Source organism: Alteromonas sp. KC3, assembly GCF_016756315.1.
Lineage (GTDB): Bacteria > Pseudomonadota > Gammaproteobacteria > Enterobacterales > Alteromonadaceae > Alteromonas.
Genome location: NZ_AP024235.1, coordinates 382,773 through 400,398 on the forward strand (window position 1 = coordinate 382,773; position 17,626 = coordinate 400,398).

A 17,626-nucleotide genomic window follows, 5' to 3' on the forward strand; every position below is an offset into this window, starting at 1 on the left:
GATTAACGCCCCTCATTGGGACGTTTTTTAATCCGAGCGTCAATAAACCTATTAGGATCACCCAAATTGGTGCATTGAAGCGTGCCGCCAGTTATACCGCTGAGTACAGCCAATGTTTTAGCCGCGCTGCTGGTACAATCTACCCGTTTTACAGGACGCGGCGGCATAGCCTGCTCGTCATTATCTTTTCTGGGATCAACAATCGTAGGGTGCGTTTTATTGTGCTGATATTCTCGGGCTGCATCGACAGCTTCTTGAGCAAGTTGATCATTATTGTAGGCATCAAAATATTGTGAAGCTGCCTCTTTGGCTGAAAAGTTGAACTGTCCTGCGCGTTGATTAGCATTTGACGATGATGTCTCAGGCAACGGTGTTGTAGGTGCAATAGTTTGTGGTTCTGTATCTGTCTTGGGTTTTGTTACAGGTTCTTGTTTTTCTTCAATAAGGTTTGATTGTGTGGGCTCTTTTACTACCTGAACTGGCACGTCTGTATCATCAACTTTTAACGGCTTTGGCATCGATGATGCTTCTTTTTCTTGTACCTTAGTGTCTAAAGGCGCTGCTGTTTTTCTTGGGATATACAGCACCGCATTTATCGGCTGAGCGCTTACCTCTTTACTGACCTGCTCGCGCCTTCTTTCAAGTGAGTATTGCGACAGCACGATGACTAAAGCAAACCCTAAAACATGCACACACGATGACACAAAAAGCGACTTCCACGTCGCTTTTTTAGCCGTGTTGCGGACTTCCATATCGCGCTCTGGCGCAAAAAAAGTATCAGTGATCGTCGTCATAGTACATAACTGACATCAGCGGCAAACAAATAGTTCCCTCCTACACTCGTCTTACTTATTAGTACGCTTATCCCACTTCTTTTACTTTGCGCATCATCGTTGGGCAAATACGCTTGTGTGCACAGATATGGTGCAATGTTTTTTCTTATAGAACGTGCAAATATGATTATCTATATGATTTATATGAATAATTATTTATGGCATGGCTCTTGGTTTAGCTTAGCAACAACAAGAAACACGCGAATAGCACAAATAACCAAAATAAACTGGGAGCATCTCATGAAACTAGTCACAGCTATCATCAAGCCGTTCAAGCTAGATGATGTTCGTGAAGCCATTTCAGAAATCGGTATCGACGGTTTAACCGTGACTGAAGTGAAAGGCTTTGGACGTCAAAAGGGACACACAGAACTTTACCGCGGAGCGGAATATCAGGTGGATTTTCTACCTAAAGTCAAACTGGAAATTGCAGTTCAGGACGACCAAGTAGAGCGCCTGGTTGAAGCCATCGTTGGCGCAGCCAAAACAGGCAAAATTGGTGACGGCAAGGTATTTGTTTACGACCTTGAACACGCCGTTCGTATTCGAACTGGTGAGTCGGATAGCGACGCGCTGTAAGCCACAACGAAGAATTTGCGGAGAACACAATAATGGAAATCACTTTTGAACTCGGGTATGCGCTAGATACCTTTTACTTTCTAATTTGCGGTGCGCTAGTCATGTGGATGGCTGCGGGCTTTGCGATGCTTGAAGCAGGTTTGGTTCGAGCGAAAAACACCACTGAAATTCTAACTAAAAACGTTGCACTATTTGCTATCGCTTGCACCATGTACATGGTATGTGGCTACGGCATTATGTACGGTGGCGGCGACTGGGGCCCTTTCCTAAGCGGTATTATGGCTGATGGCGCAACGGGTGTTGCTGAAGATCCAGCAACGTATGCACCTTCTGCTGACTTCTTCTTCCAAGTAGTATTTGTTGCAACAGCAATGTCTATTGTATCGGGCGCAGTTGCTGAGCGTATGAAGCTTTGGGCATTCTTAGCGTTCGCTGTTGTGATGACAGGTTTCATCTACCCAATGGAAGGCGCATGGACATGGGGCGGCGAAGCCGTATTTGGTATGTATACGCTTGGCGACCTAGGTTTCTCTGACTTTGCAGGTTCAGGTATTGTTCACATGGCAGGTGCTGCGGCAGCATTAGCTGGTGTGCTTGTACTTGGTGCACGTAAAGGCAAATACACTGCAGACGGCAAAGTGAATGCTATCCCAGGTGCTAACCTTCCGCTTGCTACTCTAGGTACATTCATTCTTTGGATGGGCTGGTTTGGTTTTAACGGCGGTTCTGTACTTGCTACAGCGACTGTTGAAAGTGCAAACTCAGTAGCCATTGTATTTATGAACACTAATGCCGCTGCTGCGGGTGGTTCAATTGCAGCGTTAATTGTAGCGCGTATCTTATTCGGTAAAGCTGACCTTACTATGGTACTTAACGGTGCGTTGGCGGGTCTTGTAGCGATTACTGCAGAACCTTCTACGCCGACGCCACTAGAGGCAACACTATTCGGTGGTCTTGGTGGTATCCTTGTAGTGCTAAGCATTGTTGGTCTTGATAAGCTTAAGATTGATGATCCAGTAGGTGCAATTTCTGTTCACGGTGTAGTAGGTCTGCTTGGTCTTATCCTTGTACCTTTCACTAATGACGGTTCAAGCATTACTGGTCAGCTTATTGGTGCAGCGACAATCTTTGTTTGGGTATTCGTAGTAAGTCTAGTGGTATGGCTAGTACTGAAAGCGGTTATGGGTATCCGTGTAAGCGAAGAAGAAGAATTCGACGGTGTAGATATGAGCGAGTGTGGTTTGGAAGCATACCCAGACTTTACAAGCAGCCGTTCGTAAGTAAGTCACGATTAGGCAACACGACAACAACAATAATAATGCCTATATTACTTCACTTAAGCCCCGCATCTGCGGGGCTTTTTTCATTTTAGCATTGGCATTAGCCGTATTGTGACAATAACGCTACACTAGGGTGGGTATGATGAAGAAAAAGTAGCGCTTTTCATTCATCGAGTTAGGTGTAGAAAAACAATAATAAGGGTGCCTTTTGCTATAAACGCTCACCTAGTGTTTACGTATAAGAAAAAGGTGCTGTTGCTGTTAAGGGAAAACTATGGCGTTAAAAGTACGTTTAGTGGCGGCATTGCTTGTATTTGTCAGTGTGTCTAATCATGCCTACGATCGAATTACTGGTAAACCCTTTGCCAGCCGCTCTGAAGTTATTGCACAAAACGGTATGGCCGCTACTAGTCAACCTTTAGCCACGCAGGTGGCGTTAGATATTTTAAAACAAGGCGGTAGTGCCGTTGACGCTGCCATAGCCGCAAACGCCATGCTAGGCCTTGTCGAACCAACCGGCTGCGGAGTGGGTGGAGACTTATTTGCCATCGTTTGGGATGCAAAAGAGCAAAAGCTAGTGGGCTTAAATGCTTCTGGGCGTTCTCCTAGGCAGCTGACAAAGAATGTTTTCGCAGAGCGTGGTCACAATACCATTCCCAAGTTTGGACCCTTACCCGTATCTGTTCCAGGCGCCGTTGATGGGTGGTTTGAGTTGCACGAGAAATTCGGCAAATTGCCAATGACCACGCTACTTACTCCTGCCATCAAATACGCACGAGAAGGCTTTCCTGTGTCTGAGCTGATTGCCTATTACTGGGAAATGAATAACGCGCGAATAGGCCATTACGATGGCTTTGCTGAGACCTTTCTAATAGATGGAAAGCTACCGAAAAAGGGCGACATATTCAAAAACCCTGGCCTTGCGGTAACCTACGAAAAAATTGCAACGGGCGGAAGAGACGCGTTTTATAAAGGCGATATCGCTCGCACTATTGATGCTTATATGAAAGCTCAGGGCGGCTTTTTGTCATACCAAGATTTAGCATCGCACACCTCTGAGTGGGTTGAGCCTGTATCAGCAAATTATCGTGGGTACGACGTTTGGGAGTTACCGCCCAATGGTCAGGGTATCGCTGCACTTCAAATTTTGAATGTACTCGAGCGCTACGATATTGAAGGCATGGGGTTTAACTCTGCTGACTATATCCACACCTTTGTAGAAGCGAAAAAGTTAGCGTTTGAAGACAGAGCAAAGTTTTACGCAGACCCTGCATTTAATGACATTCCCGTAGATTGGCTTATTTCAAAAGACTATGCCAAAGAAAGGCAAAAACTTATCGATAATGAGAAAGCAGCCATGCGTGTGGATGCAGGTATTTATGAAGGGGATACCATCTACCTAACCGTTGCCGACAAAGACGGTAATATGGTGTCACTTATTCAAAGTAACTATCGCGGTATGGGGTCTGGAATGACGCCGCCGGGGCTGGGTTTTATTCTTCAAAATCGCGGTGAAATGTTCACGCTGGAAGAGGGGCATTTTAACGAGTATCGCCCCGGTAAGAGGCCGTTCCATACCATTATTCCTGCTTTCGTTACCCGTAACGGCGAACCTGTGATGAGTTTTGGTGTGATGGGCGGTGGTACACAGCCGCAAATGCATGCACAAATCATTGTGAATATTCTCGACTTTGGCATGAATTTACAAGAAGCTGGCGATGCCCCGCGTATTTTACACAGCGGCTCAAGCAGCCCGACGGGAGCGCTAATGATGGATGGCGGATATGTAAGCCTAGAATCGGGGTTCAGTGAAACCGTCCAGCGAGAGTTAATGGAACGCGGGCATAAATTACAACGCGTAGTAGGCGCATTTGGCGGCTACCAAGCCATTGCGTGGGACAAGCAAAAAGGTGTTTATTTTGGGGCGTCTGAGAGTCGAAAAGATGGACAAGCAGCGGGCTATTAAGCACACTAGTTAAATAAAAGGCATTACACGCACACGCGGTAAAAGGTTGTACCGTTTAGTGGCTGGTGTTTGTCTTAAAATAGGGCGTGAGTGAGCAGTAATGTCCTATAGAAGCTGGGTATACACATTTTAATAAAAATAAGAGCGGCAATGACACAACCACAAAAAGGCATTTGCGCGGAACCTAACCTACACGCACAGTATTTAATGCTGAATGTTATTGATGATGACAGTGAAGCAGTAAGAGCCAAATTGTCTCGTGTGTTAGATATTTTTGAACACTTTGAAAACGAGCATTATGAAGCCATGGTGACAGGCGTGGTGGCCATTGGTACTAGTTATTGGACTGAAGTGTATCCTGGACTTATCCCCGTCGAGCTAACGCCGTTTCCCGATATGCAGTGCGAAGATAGAAGTGCGCCCACTATGCCCTGCGATATCTTTATTCAAATTCGCGCTGATAGATTAGACATTTGCCATGCCGTTGGTATTGAGGTAATGGACTTACTGCGTATTCACGTTGAGCTGGTTGAGCAAATTCGCGGCTTTCGCTACCTCGATGGAAGAGATCTAAATGGTTTTCTTTATGCTTCAGACAATCCGCGGGGAATGAAGCGAAGACAAATTGCGGTGATCGGCGAGGATGATCCCGACTTTGCGGGTGGCAGCTACGTACACGTGCAGCGCTATCGTCACGATTTGCGGCGTTGGGGAAGCTTATCAAGTCGCCAGCAAGAACAGGTGATGGGTACTACTCAAGAACATAATTTGGTGAGTAGCGAACAATCTGCTTCATCACATAACGTGCGAGCATGTAGCGCGACTCCTGATAGCGATGAGCCACGACTGATAAAACAAGGCATGCCGTATGGTGATATGGCATCACAAGGATTGTTTTTTGTAAGTTGCAGTGCAAGTGCCAGACCATTTAAAGATATGTTGCATAGCCAAATTTACGGTAATGGCGAAGGTGATTATGACCGTTGGTTAGACTTTACTAGCGCCGAGACAGGGGCGGCATTTTTTGCGCCGTCTATCGCCTTTATACGGCAGCAAGCCAAGTTATCTCACGATTAGTTGTTTAATTAGTCGAGAAAAAGATACAAAAAAGCCCCGATATCGGGGCTTTTGCTTTATTAATTCAGTGTTAAAGGGTAGCAAATACTTTGTCTGCCGCCGCAAGTGTCTTTTCGATAATAGACGCATCGTGGGCTTTAGAGACGAAGCCTGCTTCATAAGATGCAGGGGCTAGATAAACGCCTTCATTTAGCATGCCGTGATAAAACTTATTAAATTGCTCAGTATTGCAGTTTATGGCTTGCTTGTAGTTAGTCACCTTCTCCACATCGGTAAAGAAAATACCAAACATACTGCCGGCAATATTCGTGGTTAAACTAATATTGTGCTTATCAGCAATGGCTTGGAAACCATCAACGAGTGCCTGCGTGTTCTCAAAAATAGAGTCATACAAATCTGGTTGTTGAATTTGCTGCATGGCAGCCAAACCAGCAGCCATTGCTACTGGATTACCTGATAAGGTGCCTGCTTGATAAATTGGGCCTGTTGGCGCGATATGGGTGATAATATCTTTGCGGCCACCAAAGCAGCCTACTGGCATGCCGCCGCCGATGACTTTTCCTAAACACGTAAGGTCAGGTTTTACGTTGTAACGCTCCTGTGCACCGCCGCGTGATACGCGAAAGCCAGTCATCACTTCGTCAAAAATAAGTACGCTGCCGTATTCATCACAAACCGCACGCAATCCTTCCAAGAAACCTTCAACAGGAGGAATGCAGTTCATGTTGCCCGCTACAGGCTCAACAATAATACACGCGATATCATCTCCGTGAGCGGCGAATACCTCTTTTACGCTATCGATGTTGTTGTATTCAACCGTCAACGTGTGCTCAGCCACATTGGCAGGCACGCCCGGAGAGCTAGGTACGCCAAGGGTAAGGGCGCCAGAGCCAGCCTTTACAAGCAATGAGTCGGCGTGACCGTGGTAGCAACCTTCAAATTTCACGATTTTGTTGCGACTGGTGTAACCACGGGCCAAGCGAATAGCCGACATGGTCGCCTCGGTACCCGAGTTCACCATGCGAACCATTTCCATTGAAGGAACCAGTTCGCTTACCATTTCAGCCATAATAATTTCAGCTTCAGTCGGTGCGCCAAATGACAATCCATTATGCGATGCGGCAATAACAGCCTCACGAATTTTGGCATTATTGTGGCCTAAAATCATTGGGCCCCAAGACTGAATATAGTCAATGTACTGTTTGCCATCGGCATCCCACATGTATGCCCCGTCAGCTTTGGTGATAAAGCGTGGCGTGCCGCCTACGGCCTTGAACGCACGCACTGGTGAATTAACGCCGCCAGGGATAGTTTTTTGCGCACGGGCAAAAAGGGCTTCAGATTTTTGCATGTAATTACTTACTCTTATTGCTGTACCAAACCACATCGCGTTCGTATTTCGTTACTAAGTTTTCAACACCTAGCGTTAACGCAAAAAGTGCCATTCTTACCAGTACACCATTGTCGGTTTGTCTAAAAATGGCAAGGTTTGGATTGAGGTTTAGATCGTTATCCAATTCATTGGCTTCCATACGTGAGTCTCGCGGAAGTGGATGCATAATAACGGTCTTTGATTGGAAGTGTTTGGTGTAAATAGACTGATTAAGTCTGAATTTACCGCGATACTTATTGGCTTCTTCTTGCGACGGAAAGCGCTCTTCCTGGATACGGGTTTGATAGCAGATATCAGCATCCATATTACCTTCTAATGTCTCGGTAATCGTAAGCTGATGACCCGCGTTTTCTATCGCGTCAATGACCGGCTGCGGCATGGCTAATTCTTTTGGCGAAATGAGTGTAAAACGCACGTTTTTAAACAGACACAGCAAGCGTGATAGCGAGTGTACCGTTCTGCCATAACGCAAGTCGCCAATCATGGCGATATGAAGGCCATCAATGCCGCGGCCGTTGTATTCTAATTCGCGCTGAATAGTGAATAAATCTAGCAGTGCTTGAGTCGGGTGTTCGTTAGCGCCATCACCGCCATTAATGACAGGGACGCGACTGCCTTCTGCGAATTCAGCAACTGAGCCCGCGGCAGGGTGTCGCATGGCGATAATGTCAGAATAGCCGCTTAGAACACGGGCGGTATCATAAAGTGATTCGCCTTTAGCCAGCGCCGAGCTTGACATGCCAGTAGTCTCTCTTACTTCACCGCCAAGTAGATTAAAGGCTGTGCCAAAGCTCACGCGAGTTCGAGTACTTGGCTCAAAAAAGAGATTACCCAAAATAGCACCGTCGAGTACGGTAGTGCGCTTTTGACGTCGAGCGTAGGGTTGCATGGAATCGGCAACTGAGAACACTTTCTCAATGGCCTCGCGATCGAATTGATTAACCGAAAGAATGTGGTTACCGGTAAAGTCAGACATGAGTCACTCAATCATCAACGAAAACGGCGCTAGTGTATAATACGAACACCGCTAAGTCATCATGACAAGAGGGATAAATAGTGCAAGCTTTGCCAAAAAATAAGCGCAAAGAGTGATAGGTGTCAAAACCCAGTCAACACTGACTTATTTGGCCTGTGACATATAGTGCGTAAATAACAAATTCACTTTCTCTACCGCTCGAGTGACGTAGGGCTCGATATCTTGTTCTTCCATAGGTGCTTGAATGCCACACAGCATCATGGTGTGAAATTCACCTTTCAACAATGAGCAAAAGTCGAGTGCAAGTTCGTGAGCGCGAGCTTTCGTAAGCTTTCCCTGCCCGTATTGTTCAACTACGTCACTCAGTGTTGCAAGAGACGCTAGCGGCCCTGCTTGATAAAACAGCGTTGCAACATGTGCATTATTAACAGCCTCGGCAATAATCACTCTGAACATCGCAACCGCTTCTTTATCTTGTAAAAGGCGTACAAACTGTGCGCCCACTTTTGTCATACACTCACAAAATGATAATGCTCCTGAAGAGGCTTCGATAAGCTGCTGTGTATCAAGCTGATAAGAGCGACATTTAGATGTGATAGCAGCCTGAAATAGTGTGTCTTTGCTTTCAAAATGCGAATAAACAGTTTGTTTAGAAACCCCAGATGCTTTGGCAACCGTATCCATAGAGGTATTGGCAAACCCGTCTTTTAAAAACAAACACGACGCAGCATTTAAGATCAGGCTATTTTTTTCTTCGCTTTTTGGTCTACCTTGCTTTCTGGTGGTTGCCACTGTATCTCTCTTAAAATTAATAATAATCAAACTGGACGGTCTAGTATTTATATATTAGCATAGTATTAAGCGTATGCAAGAGTATGCAAACGTCGCTAAACACACATTGACGATTGTTGATAAAAGCCGTATCAACATACAGTTAGGTCTTAAGAGCGTGTATTTGTTGCCGATAAAAACAAATCGCCTCAGGAAAGATAAAGGAAAAGTTATGACTGCTGCGCAGGTGCCAACGAAAGGCGGCCATTTTAAACTTGTTATCTCGATTTCTATTTTTATTGCAGCACTGGTTATTTTGCTCATGATGGCAGGCGTTGGAAATGCCACGCAAACACCAGAAGCGCGTATTCCAGTAGCAGTTTCAACGGGTACAGTTCGAATTCAGGAAGGCTTCGATACCCCCGTGAATGTGTTTGGGTTAATAGAATCACCAAAAGCGACATCTTTGTCTTTTGATGTAGGTGGTCAAGTTGTCGCCATGCTCGCAGAAGAAGGGGACATGGTTAAGAAAGGCGATGTGCTTGCGCAGCAAGACATTGCACGTCTAAAAGCACGTCGCCAAGAACTACAGGCCAGCCTCACAAGGGCAAAAGCAGACTTGGCATTAGCAAAGGTTAACAATGAGCGTACCGTATCGCTTGTTGAAAAAAAGCTCGAGTCAGCACAGCGCCTCGATGAGGCCAAAGCAAGTTTAGATGTGTCAAAAGCACGCCTGACCGAAATTGAAGCGGCGATAAATTCACTAGATGTGGAAATAAGCAAAGCGGCATTAGTATCTCCATTTGATGGTGTGGTAAATCGACGTTTCTTTGATGAAGGCAGTGTTGTCGCTGCTGGTAGTCCGGTTCTTGGGCTGACCAGTATTGATAAATATCAAGCAAGATTTGCTGTACCAGCTGATGTAATCGATCAATTCGATGTTAATGAGCCAGTGTTAGTGCGAGTCGGGAAAACTGATGTTGCAGCAACGATCACCCAAGTATTGCCTACCAGAAACGTGCAAACACGCACCGTCGATATATTGGTTACCTTAAATAGCAATGAATTTGTGCGCCCCGGCGATATGGCTATTTTGTCTGGATTTCGTTCGCATGAAGAAAAAGGTGCATGGCTGCCGGTAAACGCACTAAGTAATGGGCTTAGGGGCTTATGGCGTGTTTTTGTAATCACTAATGATACACAATCTAAGTTGGAAGCACGGGTTGTTGAGGTTGTTTATACCGATGGCAATAATGCGTTTGTCAGAGGCGCGCTGAAAGATGGTGATATTTTTGTCAACGAAGGCACACATAAACTTGCCCCAGGGCAAATGGTGTCTCTTCCAAGCCAACAACAAGCTGGGGCGCGTTAATGAATCCTTTTAGCCACGAAGGCGATAAAGCCTACCCTTGGTACACACTGTTTTACCGACGAGGGCATTTATTGGTACTGAGCTTAGTTATTTTAATAACGGCTGGTTTGTCGGCATTAGGCTCATTGCCTCGTATTGAAGACCCCCGAATTGATACGCGAAATGCACTTATTATTACCCAATACCCAGGGGCTTCTGCCGAGCGTGTCGAGGCGCTTGTGAGTGACGTATTAGAAGACAGGTTGCGTGAAATCTTTGAGATAAAAGAAGTTAAATCCACATCTCGCGCTGGTATTTCCGTTATTCTCATTGAAACGCAAGATTGGGTTGATAATAGCAGTAATGAAGAACTCTTCAGTGAAATTCGCGACGCGATTGGCGCAGCTTCTTCCTCGTTTCCAGAAGGCGCAATGGCGCCGGTTTTTGATGAAAAGCGGGGAGCCACCGCATTCACTTTACTATTGTCACTGCGCGCTACCTATCCTGACACCACACCTATCACCTTGACGGCGAGATTGGCACAAGAGCTTACTGACAGGTTGCGCAATGTTAATGGCACCGAGTTAGTGCGGGTATATGGCGAGCCTTCTGAAGAAATTAGCGTGAATATTGACCCGGTTAAGTTGGCCGCGACGGGCTTAAACCTACAGCAAGTGAGCGTCTTGATAAGCCGGGCCGATCCCAAACTTCCCGCCGGTATGCTTAACAGTGAACAAAGTAACTTGCGTTTTACCGTTGGAGAGGGGCTAGACGGCGTTAATATGATCGCGTCTATACCACTGGTAAATAATCAGGGACGTTACTTACGCGTAGAAGATATTGCTACTGTAACGCGAAGCTACACCACGCCTCGCAATGAAGTTGCATTTCTAAACGGCGACGAATCAATTTTCGTTGCAGCTCGTATGCAGCCTTCATTGCGCTCTGACGTATGGACTAAGAATGCATTGGACGTCGTAGATAAATTCAATGCAGACTTTAGCGGTACGCTGCAGGCTACTGTTGCCTTTGAGCAGAATGAATATACTGCTACACGATTATCCGATTTATCGATGAATTTATTAATGGGTTGCGCTGTGGTCATGCTCGTCATCCTATTGTTTATGGGGTTCAGAGCCGCATGGATTGTTGGATTAGCGCTACCATTATGTGCTGCTTTCGCGTTGTTTAGCCTTAGTTTTTATAACGAGCAAATCCACCAAATGTCGATTTTCGGCATGATCATCGCAATCGGTTTACTTATCGATAACGCGATTGTGATTACTGATGAGATACGAATAAACCTGCAGGATCCTAACCTTACTCGTGTTGGTGCAATGGCGAAAAGTGTGTCACACCTATTCGCTCCACTGCTTGCCTCAACGTTAACTACAATTTTAGGCTTTATGCCCATCTTTTTGCTCGATGGCAATATTGGTGACTTTGTAGGGCCTATTGCAATTAGTGTCGTCATGGCATTAATCGGCTCTTTGTTTATCTCACTGACGATTATTGCTGCATTAGCTGCGCGATTTTTACCCAAAAATGACGGTGCATCACCCCAATCAGCAGCATCAACGTCTTGGTGGAAAGTGGGTATTCAAACCCCTTCATTGAGTTTCGCATTCAGTAAGCAATTAGGACGATGGATTAAACAACCTTTATTAGTTTTACCGCTAGTGAGTGTGCTTTGTTTATCGGGCTTTGCGTTGTCTTCAACCCTTGCAAATGTGTTCTTCCCAAGCGCTGATCGCGATCAATTTGAAGTCTACTTGTGGACTAAAGAAGGGAGCAGTATCGAGAACACCACCCACTATGTTAAACGTATTGATGAAGTGATACGCGCCGAAAATGGCGTTGAACAAGTAAGTTGGCTGGTGGGGGGGGCTGCTCCTTCGGTCTATTACAATCAAATGATGACCCGTGACAACATGCCTTATTTCGCCAATGCTGTTGTTACGACTGACACGGTTGAGAGTGCGGCACACTTAGTAGGCAAGTTGCAGCGAGACTTGGATACCACTCATCCTGAAGTGCAGATTGTGGTGCGCGCTTTTGGGCAAGGTCCACCCATTGCAGCCCCTGTTGAGGTAGAGATTTTTGGACCAGATCTCAATATTCTAAATGACCTTGGTGATAAGGTAAGAATGTTGATGTCTGAAGTCGACGGAATTTCACAATCAATTGCCAGTATATCTATGGGCGAGCCCGAACTTAAAGTTAACACCGATAGTGACAATTTATCCTATCTTGGCCTGACGCTTTCTGAGTTAGCGAGTCAAATGCAAGTTAACTTCTCAGGCATTACTGGCGGGTCAGTACTGGAAAGTACCGAAGAGATCCCTGTTCGAGTGCGTATCGACAAAGCCTTTAGACAAAATGTGGCAGGTGTGGATGCGATGCCAATTCCAGTGGCAGGTGACAATGCTATTTCATGGTCACCGCTAGCAGCGGTAACCACGCTATCATTGCAACCTGCTACAAGCAGTATCACGCGATTAGATGGTGAAAGATTAAACCGTATTCAGGCATTCTTACTGCCAGGTGTACCTGCTATCGACGCTAGCAACCAACTGCGCGATCTGCTAGAGACTCGGTTAGTTTTACCAGAAGGCTACCGTATTCACTTAGCCGGAGACGCGGATGAGCAGCAACAAGCATTAGGCAAACTTGCGACATATGCACCCGTGCTTCTCGTACTTATGGTGACAACACTTATTCTTACTTTTACCAGCTTACGTATGGCGGGTGTTATTGGGCTCGTTGCTATTTTATCGGTAGGACTAGGAATGTTTAGCTTGTGGCTTTCAGGTTTACCTGTTGGCTTTAATCCGTTGCTAGGGTGTGCAGGTCTTATTGGCGTGGCCATTAACGGTTCAATCGTCGTTATCGCAGCAATAAATGCGAATCCTCAAGCGAAGCGTGGCGACACTAAAGCCATTGTCGAAGAAACCATGAGTTGCAGCCGCCATATACTCTCAACTACCTTCACAACAGTAGGTGGTCTTATACCTTTGCTTCTATTTAGTGACGGAAGCTTCTGGCCACCACTCGCGGTTGTGCTGGCCGGTGGTGTAGGTTTCTCGGTTATTCTTTCTTTGGTATTTACACCAACGATTGTTGCGGCTTTTCAGCGTTACCGTCACCGCAACGTGGTGGTAGCTTAGCCGATAGAGTGGGTGAAAAAGCACATAACCTTTTTACGCAATCGGGTAAACTACCCATAGTCAGCAAACGTACAAACGGGTGCGATTTAATGAATGTGTTTAAGCGTTGGTGGCATACTGAATGCGTTAAATGTAAGCGCATTAGGTTGTATGTGGTGTGGGCCATAATTATGTTGGTAGTGTATTTTTATGTCTGGAAATAGCGAAGCCTCTATTTACATAAAAGCTGCGTCTAAAGGTAATGGTATTACAAGCCTAGTAATTGGTGCTGTGGGCCTGGTAATTGCCGCCCTTTGGCTATCTTTTATGCCTGATTGGCTTTTCTTAGCGGGCATTTTCATCACGAGTGCGGCGCTGGTATGTTTGCTCGTTGGCTACTTCAAACTTCGCGAGCCAGACTACAGTCTTGAGATAGCGAAAGACTACATAACTTATCAGCATCGTTTGGGGAGTTGGCGTATTCACTGGGATAATCTGCAACGTGCAGATTGCCCGAGAGTGCGGCACGGACTAGAGCATGTTCCGCTGGAAACCGTCGGCTTTAAGCTTAAGAGTTATACTGATTTTCTGCATACCATTTCGCCTCGATTAGCGACCCATCTATTGATGGAGCAGCGTCCTCTGTTAATGCAAAATACGGATGAAAATTGTGCATCTGGTAGTTGCTATGAGCAATCCATGTTTGACGATAAACAATACGTAATGGAAGATGGAACGGTTATCAATGGCATTAAAGCAATGCTGGCGCACCGTATGGTTGAGCTTAGAAAGCGTCTTGGGTTCGATATTTTTATTGCAAGCTCTGAATTAGACAGAGACGCGCAAGACTTTGCGCGTTTGATTGCGTCTTGCCAACAAGCAAGACAGCAAGACTAATGGCACTAGTGAGTGCCATTATTTTCAGACAGTACCTTTTCCGATTCTTTTATCAATTCAGGAATAAGTGATTGAACCTCCTCAACCAATTCACGTTTAAGTGCGCTTTCTAGTTCACTAACCAACTCCTGTAACCGTGGCAATCCAGTGTAACAACAAGCTCCGTGCAGTTTGTGCACTTCGGCTTTAAGACCCGTGAAGTCACGCGCGCTCCACATCGACTCTATGATTTCAATGGCACTTGGCAGCAATGAAATGAAGTTTTCTAGCAGTTCTCTTGCGGTATTTTGGTTTTGATTGGCACGCTTTAGTGCAAGTTGCCAATCGATAGAGGGGAAGACAATATTGCTAGGCTCAACGTCATGACACCAACTTTTTATCAAATCGATCAGTAGCTCAACTTCAATTGGTTTTGGCAAATAATCATCCATACCCGAAGCAAGCAGACGCTCTTGCTCTTCCTTAAAGGCATGTGCAGTTACCGCAACAATAGGCGTTCCCATATTCAAAGGTGACTTTCTTATTTCTCGCGTGGCTTGTAATCCGTCCATCCCTGGCATTTGCACATCCATTAGAATTAAGTCGAATTCTTGAGTTTGACACTGATTAACGGCATCTTGACCACTAATCGTCGTAGTAAGCGCGACCGGCGAATTGTCTAACCATGTATGCAATAGTTTTAAGTTCATTTCCATATCATCAACGGCCAACACTTTTGCCCGCGGCAGAATCTCGATACGTTCTTGCATCGCATTTTTGACGGGTGTGCTTTGCTGATGAACTAAGTTGTCCAATTTGGTTAACGTCATCGGCATTCTGACCTGAGAGTAAAAATGTTGAGGTAGGCTAGGATACTGTACAAAAGGTTCTGGACCTGAGTACCACAACACCCGTTTTTTAGCAGGAAAATGAACGAAGCGGCTAAGATAACTATCGCGATAAGCCAGTTTAGACACTGGCACCGTCGCCATCAAAAAGTCATATTGGTCATTGAGCGTTGCAAGGAAATCTAACGACTCAACAGAAATGATATTTGCGCCTAGCGCGCTAAGCATATTGGCGCTAGCGCGGCGAGTGGCTGGGACTGGATCGAATAGCACCACGCGCTTGTTCTGCCAGTCTTCATCTGAAGATAGCGAAAACTTTTGACTGAGTTGGTTCATGCGCAGCGAAACGCAAAAAGTTGAACCCTGGCCAACTGTACTTTTAAGCGTGAGTTCGCCGTTCATCAACCGCACTAACTCTTTACTAATGACCAAGCCGAGCCCAGTACCTTGATAGCTTCTGTTAAGCGCATCATCAATTTGCGAAAAGGCACTAAATAGCTTTTTACGATCCTGACGGCTAATTCCAATACCTGTATCTTCAACGGTAATGTTAAGTTCGTGAATACCGTGTGGAAGAGAGCGACCATGTACCGCAAAGCGAATGATGCCGTGAGAAGTGAATTTAAGCGCATTGCTCAACAGGTTATTGAGAACCTGCTTAATACGAAAAACATCGCCAATAAGCTTTTCTGGTAAAGGCCCTAAGTCGAAAACAAACTCAATACGTTTACTGTGAGATGACTTCGCCATAATGGTGACCATCTCTTCGAGTAACTTGTTAGGGGCAAACGGTTGATTGTTGATTTTAAGCTTACCCGCTTCAATTTTTGAAAAATCGAGCACGTCGTTAACAATGGTTAATAGGTTATCTGCCGCAGTATTGACAATGCGTACCTGCTCTTGTTGATCAGGCGGTAAAGCGGCATTATTCAACTCCTTACTAAAACCCAAAATGGCGTTAAGAGGCGTTCTGATTTCATGACTCATGTTGGCAAGAAACTGTGATTTCACATTGCTTGCTTTAATTGCATCCTTACGGGCAATATCTAGACGTGCGTTTTGCTCTTCAATGAGTTCCATATTGTTGCGTAAGTCGTTGGTCGCTTGCTCCACCTCGTTCTCTAACTGACTGCGGCTTTTCTCCATTAGCGCGAATGAGAACAAGCCTGACTCTAAGAAAACGCCCACTTGGAAGCAGTACGTTGTGAAGTCGTTTGACGGCAACACGCCCACTAAACTCAACATGCCAATAATGGCGCCAGTGGCGAGCATCGTCCAAGCAAAAATAAAGTAGCGCGCGGGTTTAAACTTATTGAAAAACGCCTCAAAACCCGCAGAAATATAGCTTAAAATGGCGATAAGCCCCACGCCATAAACCAGGTTGTTTTTCCATATGGGGGGAAGTAAATCAATAAAGCATGCCACCCCTGTGAGTACTTGGCACACAAGCAATATCTTTATAATTGGATGCGCAGTAGGTGCATGCTCTTCAGTTTCTAAAAACGTGACGGTGAAGAGGCCTGAACTAATGCCAATAATAACGAAAATGAGTTCACTATGACCGACAAGCCATAATGGGATCCCTGAACTAAATATTAAGTGAGTATGCCCTCCCCACACAAACTGCCATAAAATAACCGCAAGGATATAGCCGACGTAGGCAATCAGACTCTTTTCTTTCACGCCGAAAAACAGTGCTAAGTTGTATACTGCAAGAATTAACAAGCCGCCGTAGAACAAACCCCACAAGAGACTGTCCATCTGAAAGTAGCTGCTATGCAATGGTTCTGCTTGCACTCTTAAAGGCGCAATCAAACTTGAGGAGCGACTTTCTATGCGGATGTAGAGTTCAATAGGTTCACTATTATTAAGCTGAACGCGCAGCGTGGGGACACGAAAACGCTGCTCTTTCTGGGCTTTGCCTTGATGACTTTGCTTTATGACTTTGCCGTCTTGTACGACGTAAAAGTCAACGCTATCAAGTTGACTAAAGTTAATTGTGAACACCCAGTCTTTTTCATTCGATACATTGGCAACACGGGTAAGTAGCCACATACCATTATTGCGAAAGCCAAAATTTGGATTGTCGTGGGGGTGCATCAAAAAGTCATTACGACGGCGTGACACGTCGCTAATGGTGAGTTGATAGTCTGTTTCAAACAAAAAATACAAGGAGTCAGATAAATCGAGAGTGCTCTGTTCGTCAAAAAGCTGCTGAATGTGTTGTGCCCGAGCCAACGACGACACCGTGATACACGCAAGGCATGCTAATAGTAGTAAAACGCGAAAATAGTGCTTAGTCGTCATGATTTATTCTTTGTATTTCTAGAGCGTGTTGACCTTTGCCGTACGTTTTTGCAGCAAAGTGTTTAGCATTTAGACAAGGAAGTGCACACGTCGTGTAGCCATCTACATAAGTGTGCGCAGACGCAGTATAAATGCTAAACAATTGCTGCCTGAAAGGTTCATCCAAGCGAGCCTCATGCGGCTTTACTCGTCGCTAATTTGGAATAACCAAACCACGCAACTC

12 protein-coding genes are annotated in these 17,626 nt (G+C 45.5%); 7 read left to right on the forward strand and 5 right to left on the reverse strand.

Translation table 11 applies throughout. The features are described 5' to 3' along the window. Window positions 1–2: 2 nt before the first annotated feature. A complete protein-coding gene (locus tag JN178_RS01675; protein ID WP_202263290.1) occupies window positions 3–794 on the reverse strand; it encodes a hypothetical protein in 792 nt (263 codons plus the stop codon). A gap of 279 nt (window positions 795–1,073) precedes the next feature. Here JN178_RS01675 and glnK point away from each other — a divergent pair, with 279 nt between their 5' ends. From glnK to JN178_RS01695, 4 genes are all read left to right on the forward strand, one after another. Next, window positions 1,074–1,412, forward strand: coding sequence for a P-II family nitrogen regulator (gene glnK, locus JN178_RS01680; protein WP_012516988.1), 339 nt, complete (start codon window positions 1,074–1,076; stop codon window positions 1,410–1,412). 32 nt (window positions 1,413–1,444) lie between these two features. Beyond that, a complete protein-coding gene (locus JN178_RS01685; RefSeq protein WP_202263291.1) occupies window positions 1,445–2,692 on the forward strand; it encodes an ammonium transporter in 1,248 nt (415 codons plus the stop codon). A gap of 274 nt (window positions 2,693–2,966) precedes the next feature. Continuing rightward, entirely contained in the window at window positions 2,967–4,658 is a 1,692-nt protein-coding gene (ggt, locus tag JN178_RS01690; protein ID WP_202263292.1) for a gamma-glutamyltransferase, read from the forward strand. Between the two features lie 150 nt (window positions 4,659–4,808). Then, window positions 4,809–5,735: a Dyp-type peroxidase gene (locus JN178_RS01695; protein WP_202263293.1), complete on the forward strand. Its 927-nt coding sequence runs from the start codon at window positions 4,809–4,811 to the stop codon at window positions 5,733–5,735. Between the two features lie 70 nt (window positions 5,736–5,805). Here the strand turns inward: JN178_RS01695 and hemL are convergent, their stop codons facing one another. From hemL to JN178_RS01710, 3 genes are all read right to left on the reverse strand, one after another. After that, window positions 5,806–7,086, reverse strand: a complete 1,281-nt coding sequence (gene hemL, locus JN178_RS01700; protein ID WP_202263294.1) for a glutamate-1-semialdehyde 2,1-aminomutase — start codon at window positions 7,084–7,086, stop codon at window positions 5,806–5,808. 4 nt (window positions 7,087–7,090) lie between these two features. After that, on the reverse strand, window positions 7,091–8,104 hold the full coding sequence (locus JN178_RS01705) for an aspartate carbamoyltransferase (protein WP_159627365.1): 1,014 nt from the start codon (window positions 8,102–8,104) through the stop codon (window positions 7,091–7,093). A 144-nt stretch (window positions 8,105–8,248) separates the two neighbouring features. Next, window positions 8,249–8,896 carry a TetR/AcrR family transcriptional regulator gene (locus tag JN178_RS01710; protein WP_202263295.1) on the reverse strand — a complete coding sequence of 216 codons (648 nt, stop codon included), beginning with the start codon at window positions 8,894–8,896 and terminating at the stop codon, window positions 8,249–8,251. 211 nt (window positions 8,897–9,107) lie between these two features. Between JN178_RS01710 and JN178_RS01715 the strand changes: the two genes are divergently transcribed. The 3 genes from JN178_RS01715 (at window position 9,108) to JN178_RS01725 (ending at window position 14,269) form a co-directional block, all read left to right on the forward strand. Next, complete coding sequence (locus JN178_RS01715; RefSeq protein ID WP_202263296.1) at window positions 9,108–10,247, forward strand: efflux RND transporter periplasmic adaptor subunit; 1,140 nt, start codon at window positions 9,108–9,110, stop codon at window positions 10,245–10,247. Beyond that, window positions 10,247–13,393: an efflux RND transporter permease subunit gene (locus tag JN178_RS01720; RefSeq protein ID WP_202263297.1), complete on the forward strand. Its 3,147-nt coding sequence runs from the start codon at window positions 10,247–10,249 to the stop codon at window positions 13,391–13,393. Before JN178_RS01715 ends, JN178_RS01720 begins: the two co-directional genes overlap by 1 nt. 189 nt (window positions 13,394–13,582) lie before the next feature. Further along, a complete protein-coding gene (locus tag JN178_RS01725; RefSeq protein WP_202263298.1) occupies window positions 13,583–14,269 on the forward strand; it encodes a DUF2982 domain-containing protein in 687 nt (228 codons plus the stop codon). Window positions 14,270–14,274: 5 nt separating this feature from the next. Here the strand turns inward: JN178_RS01725 and JN178_RS01730 are convergent, their stop codons facing one another. Next, window positions 14,275–17,403, reverse strand: a complete 3,129-nt coding sequence (locus JN178_RS01730; protein WP_202263299.1) for a hybrid sensor histidine kinase/response regulator — start codon at window positions 17,401–17,403, stop codon at window positions 14,275–14,277. Between the last annotated feature and the right edge of the window lie 223 nt (window positions 17,404–17,626).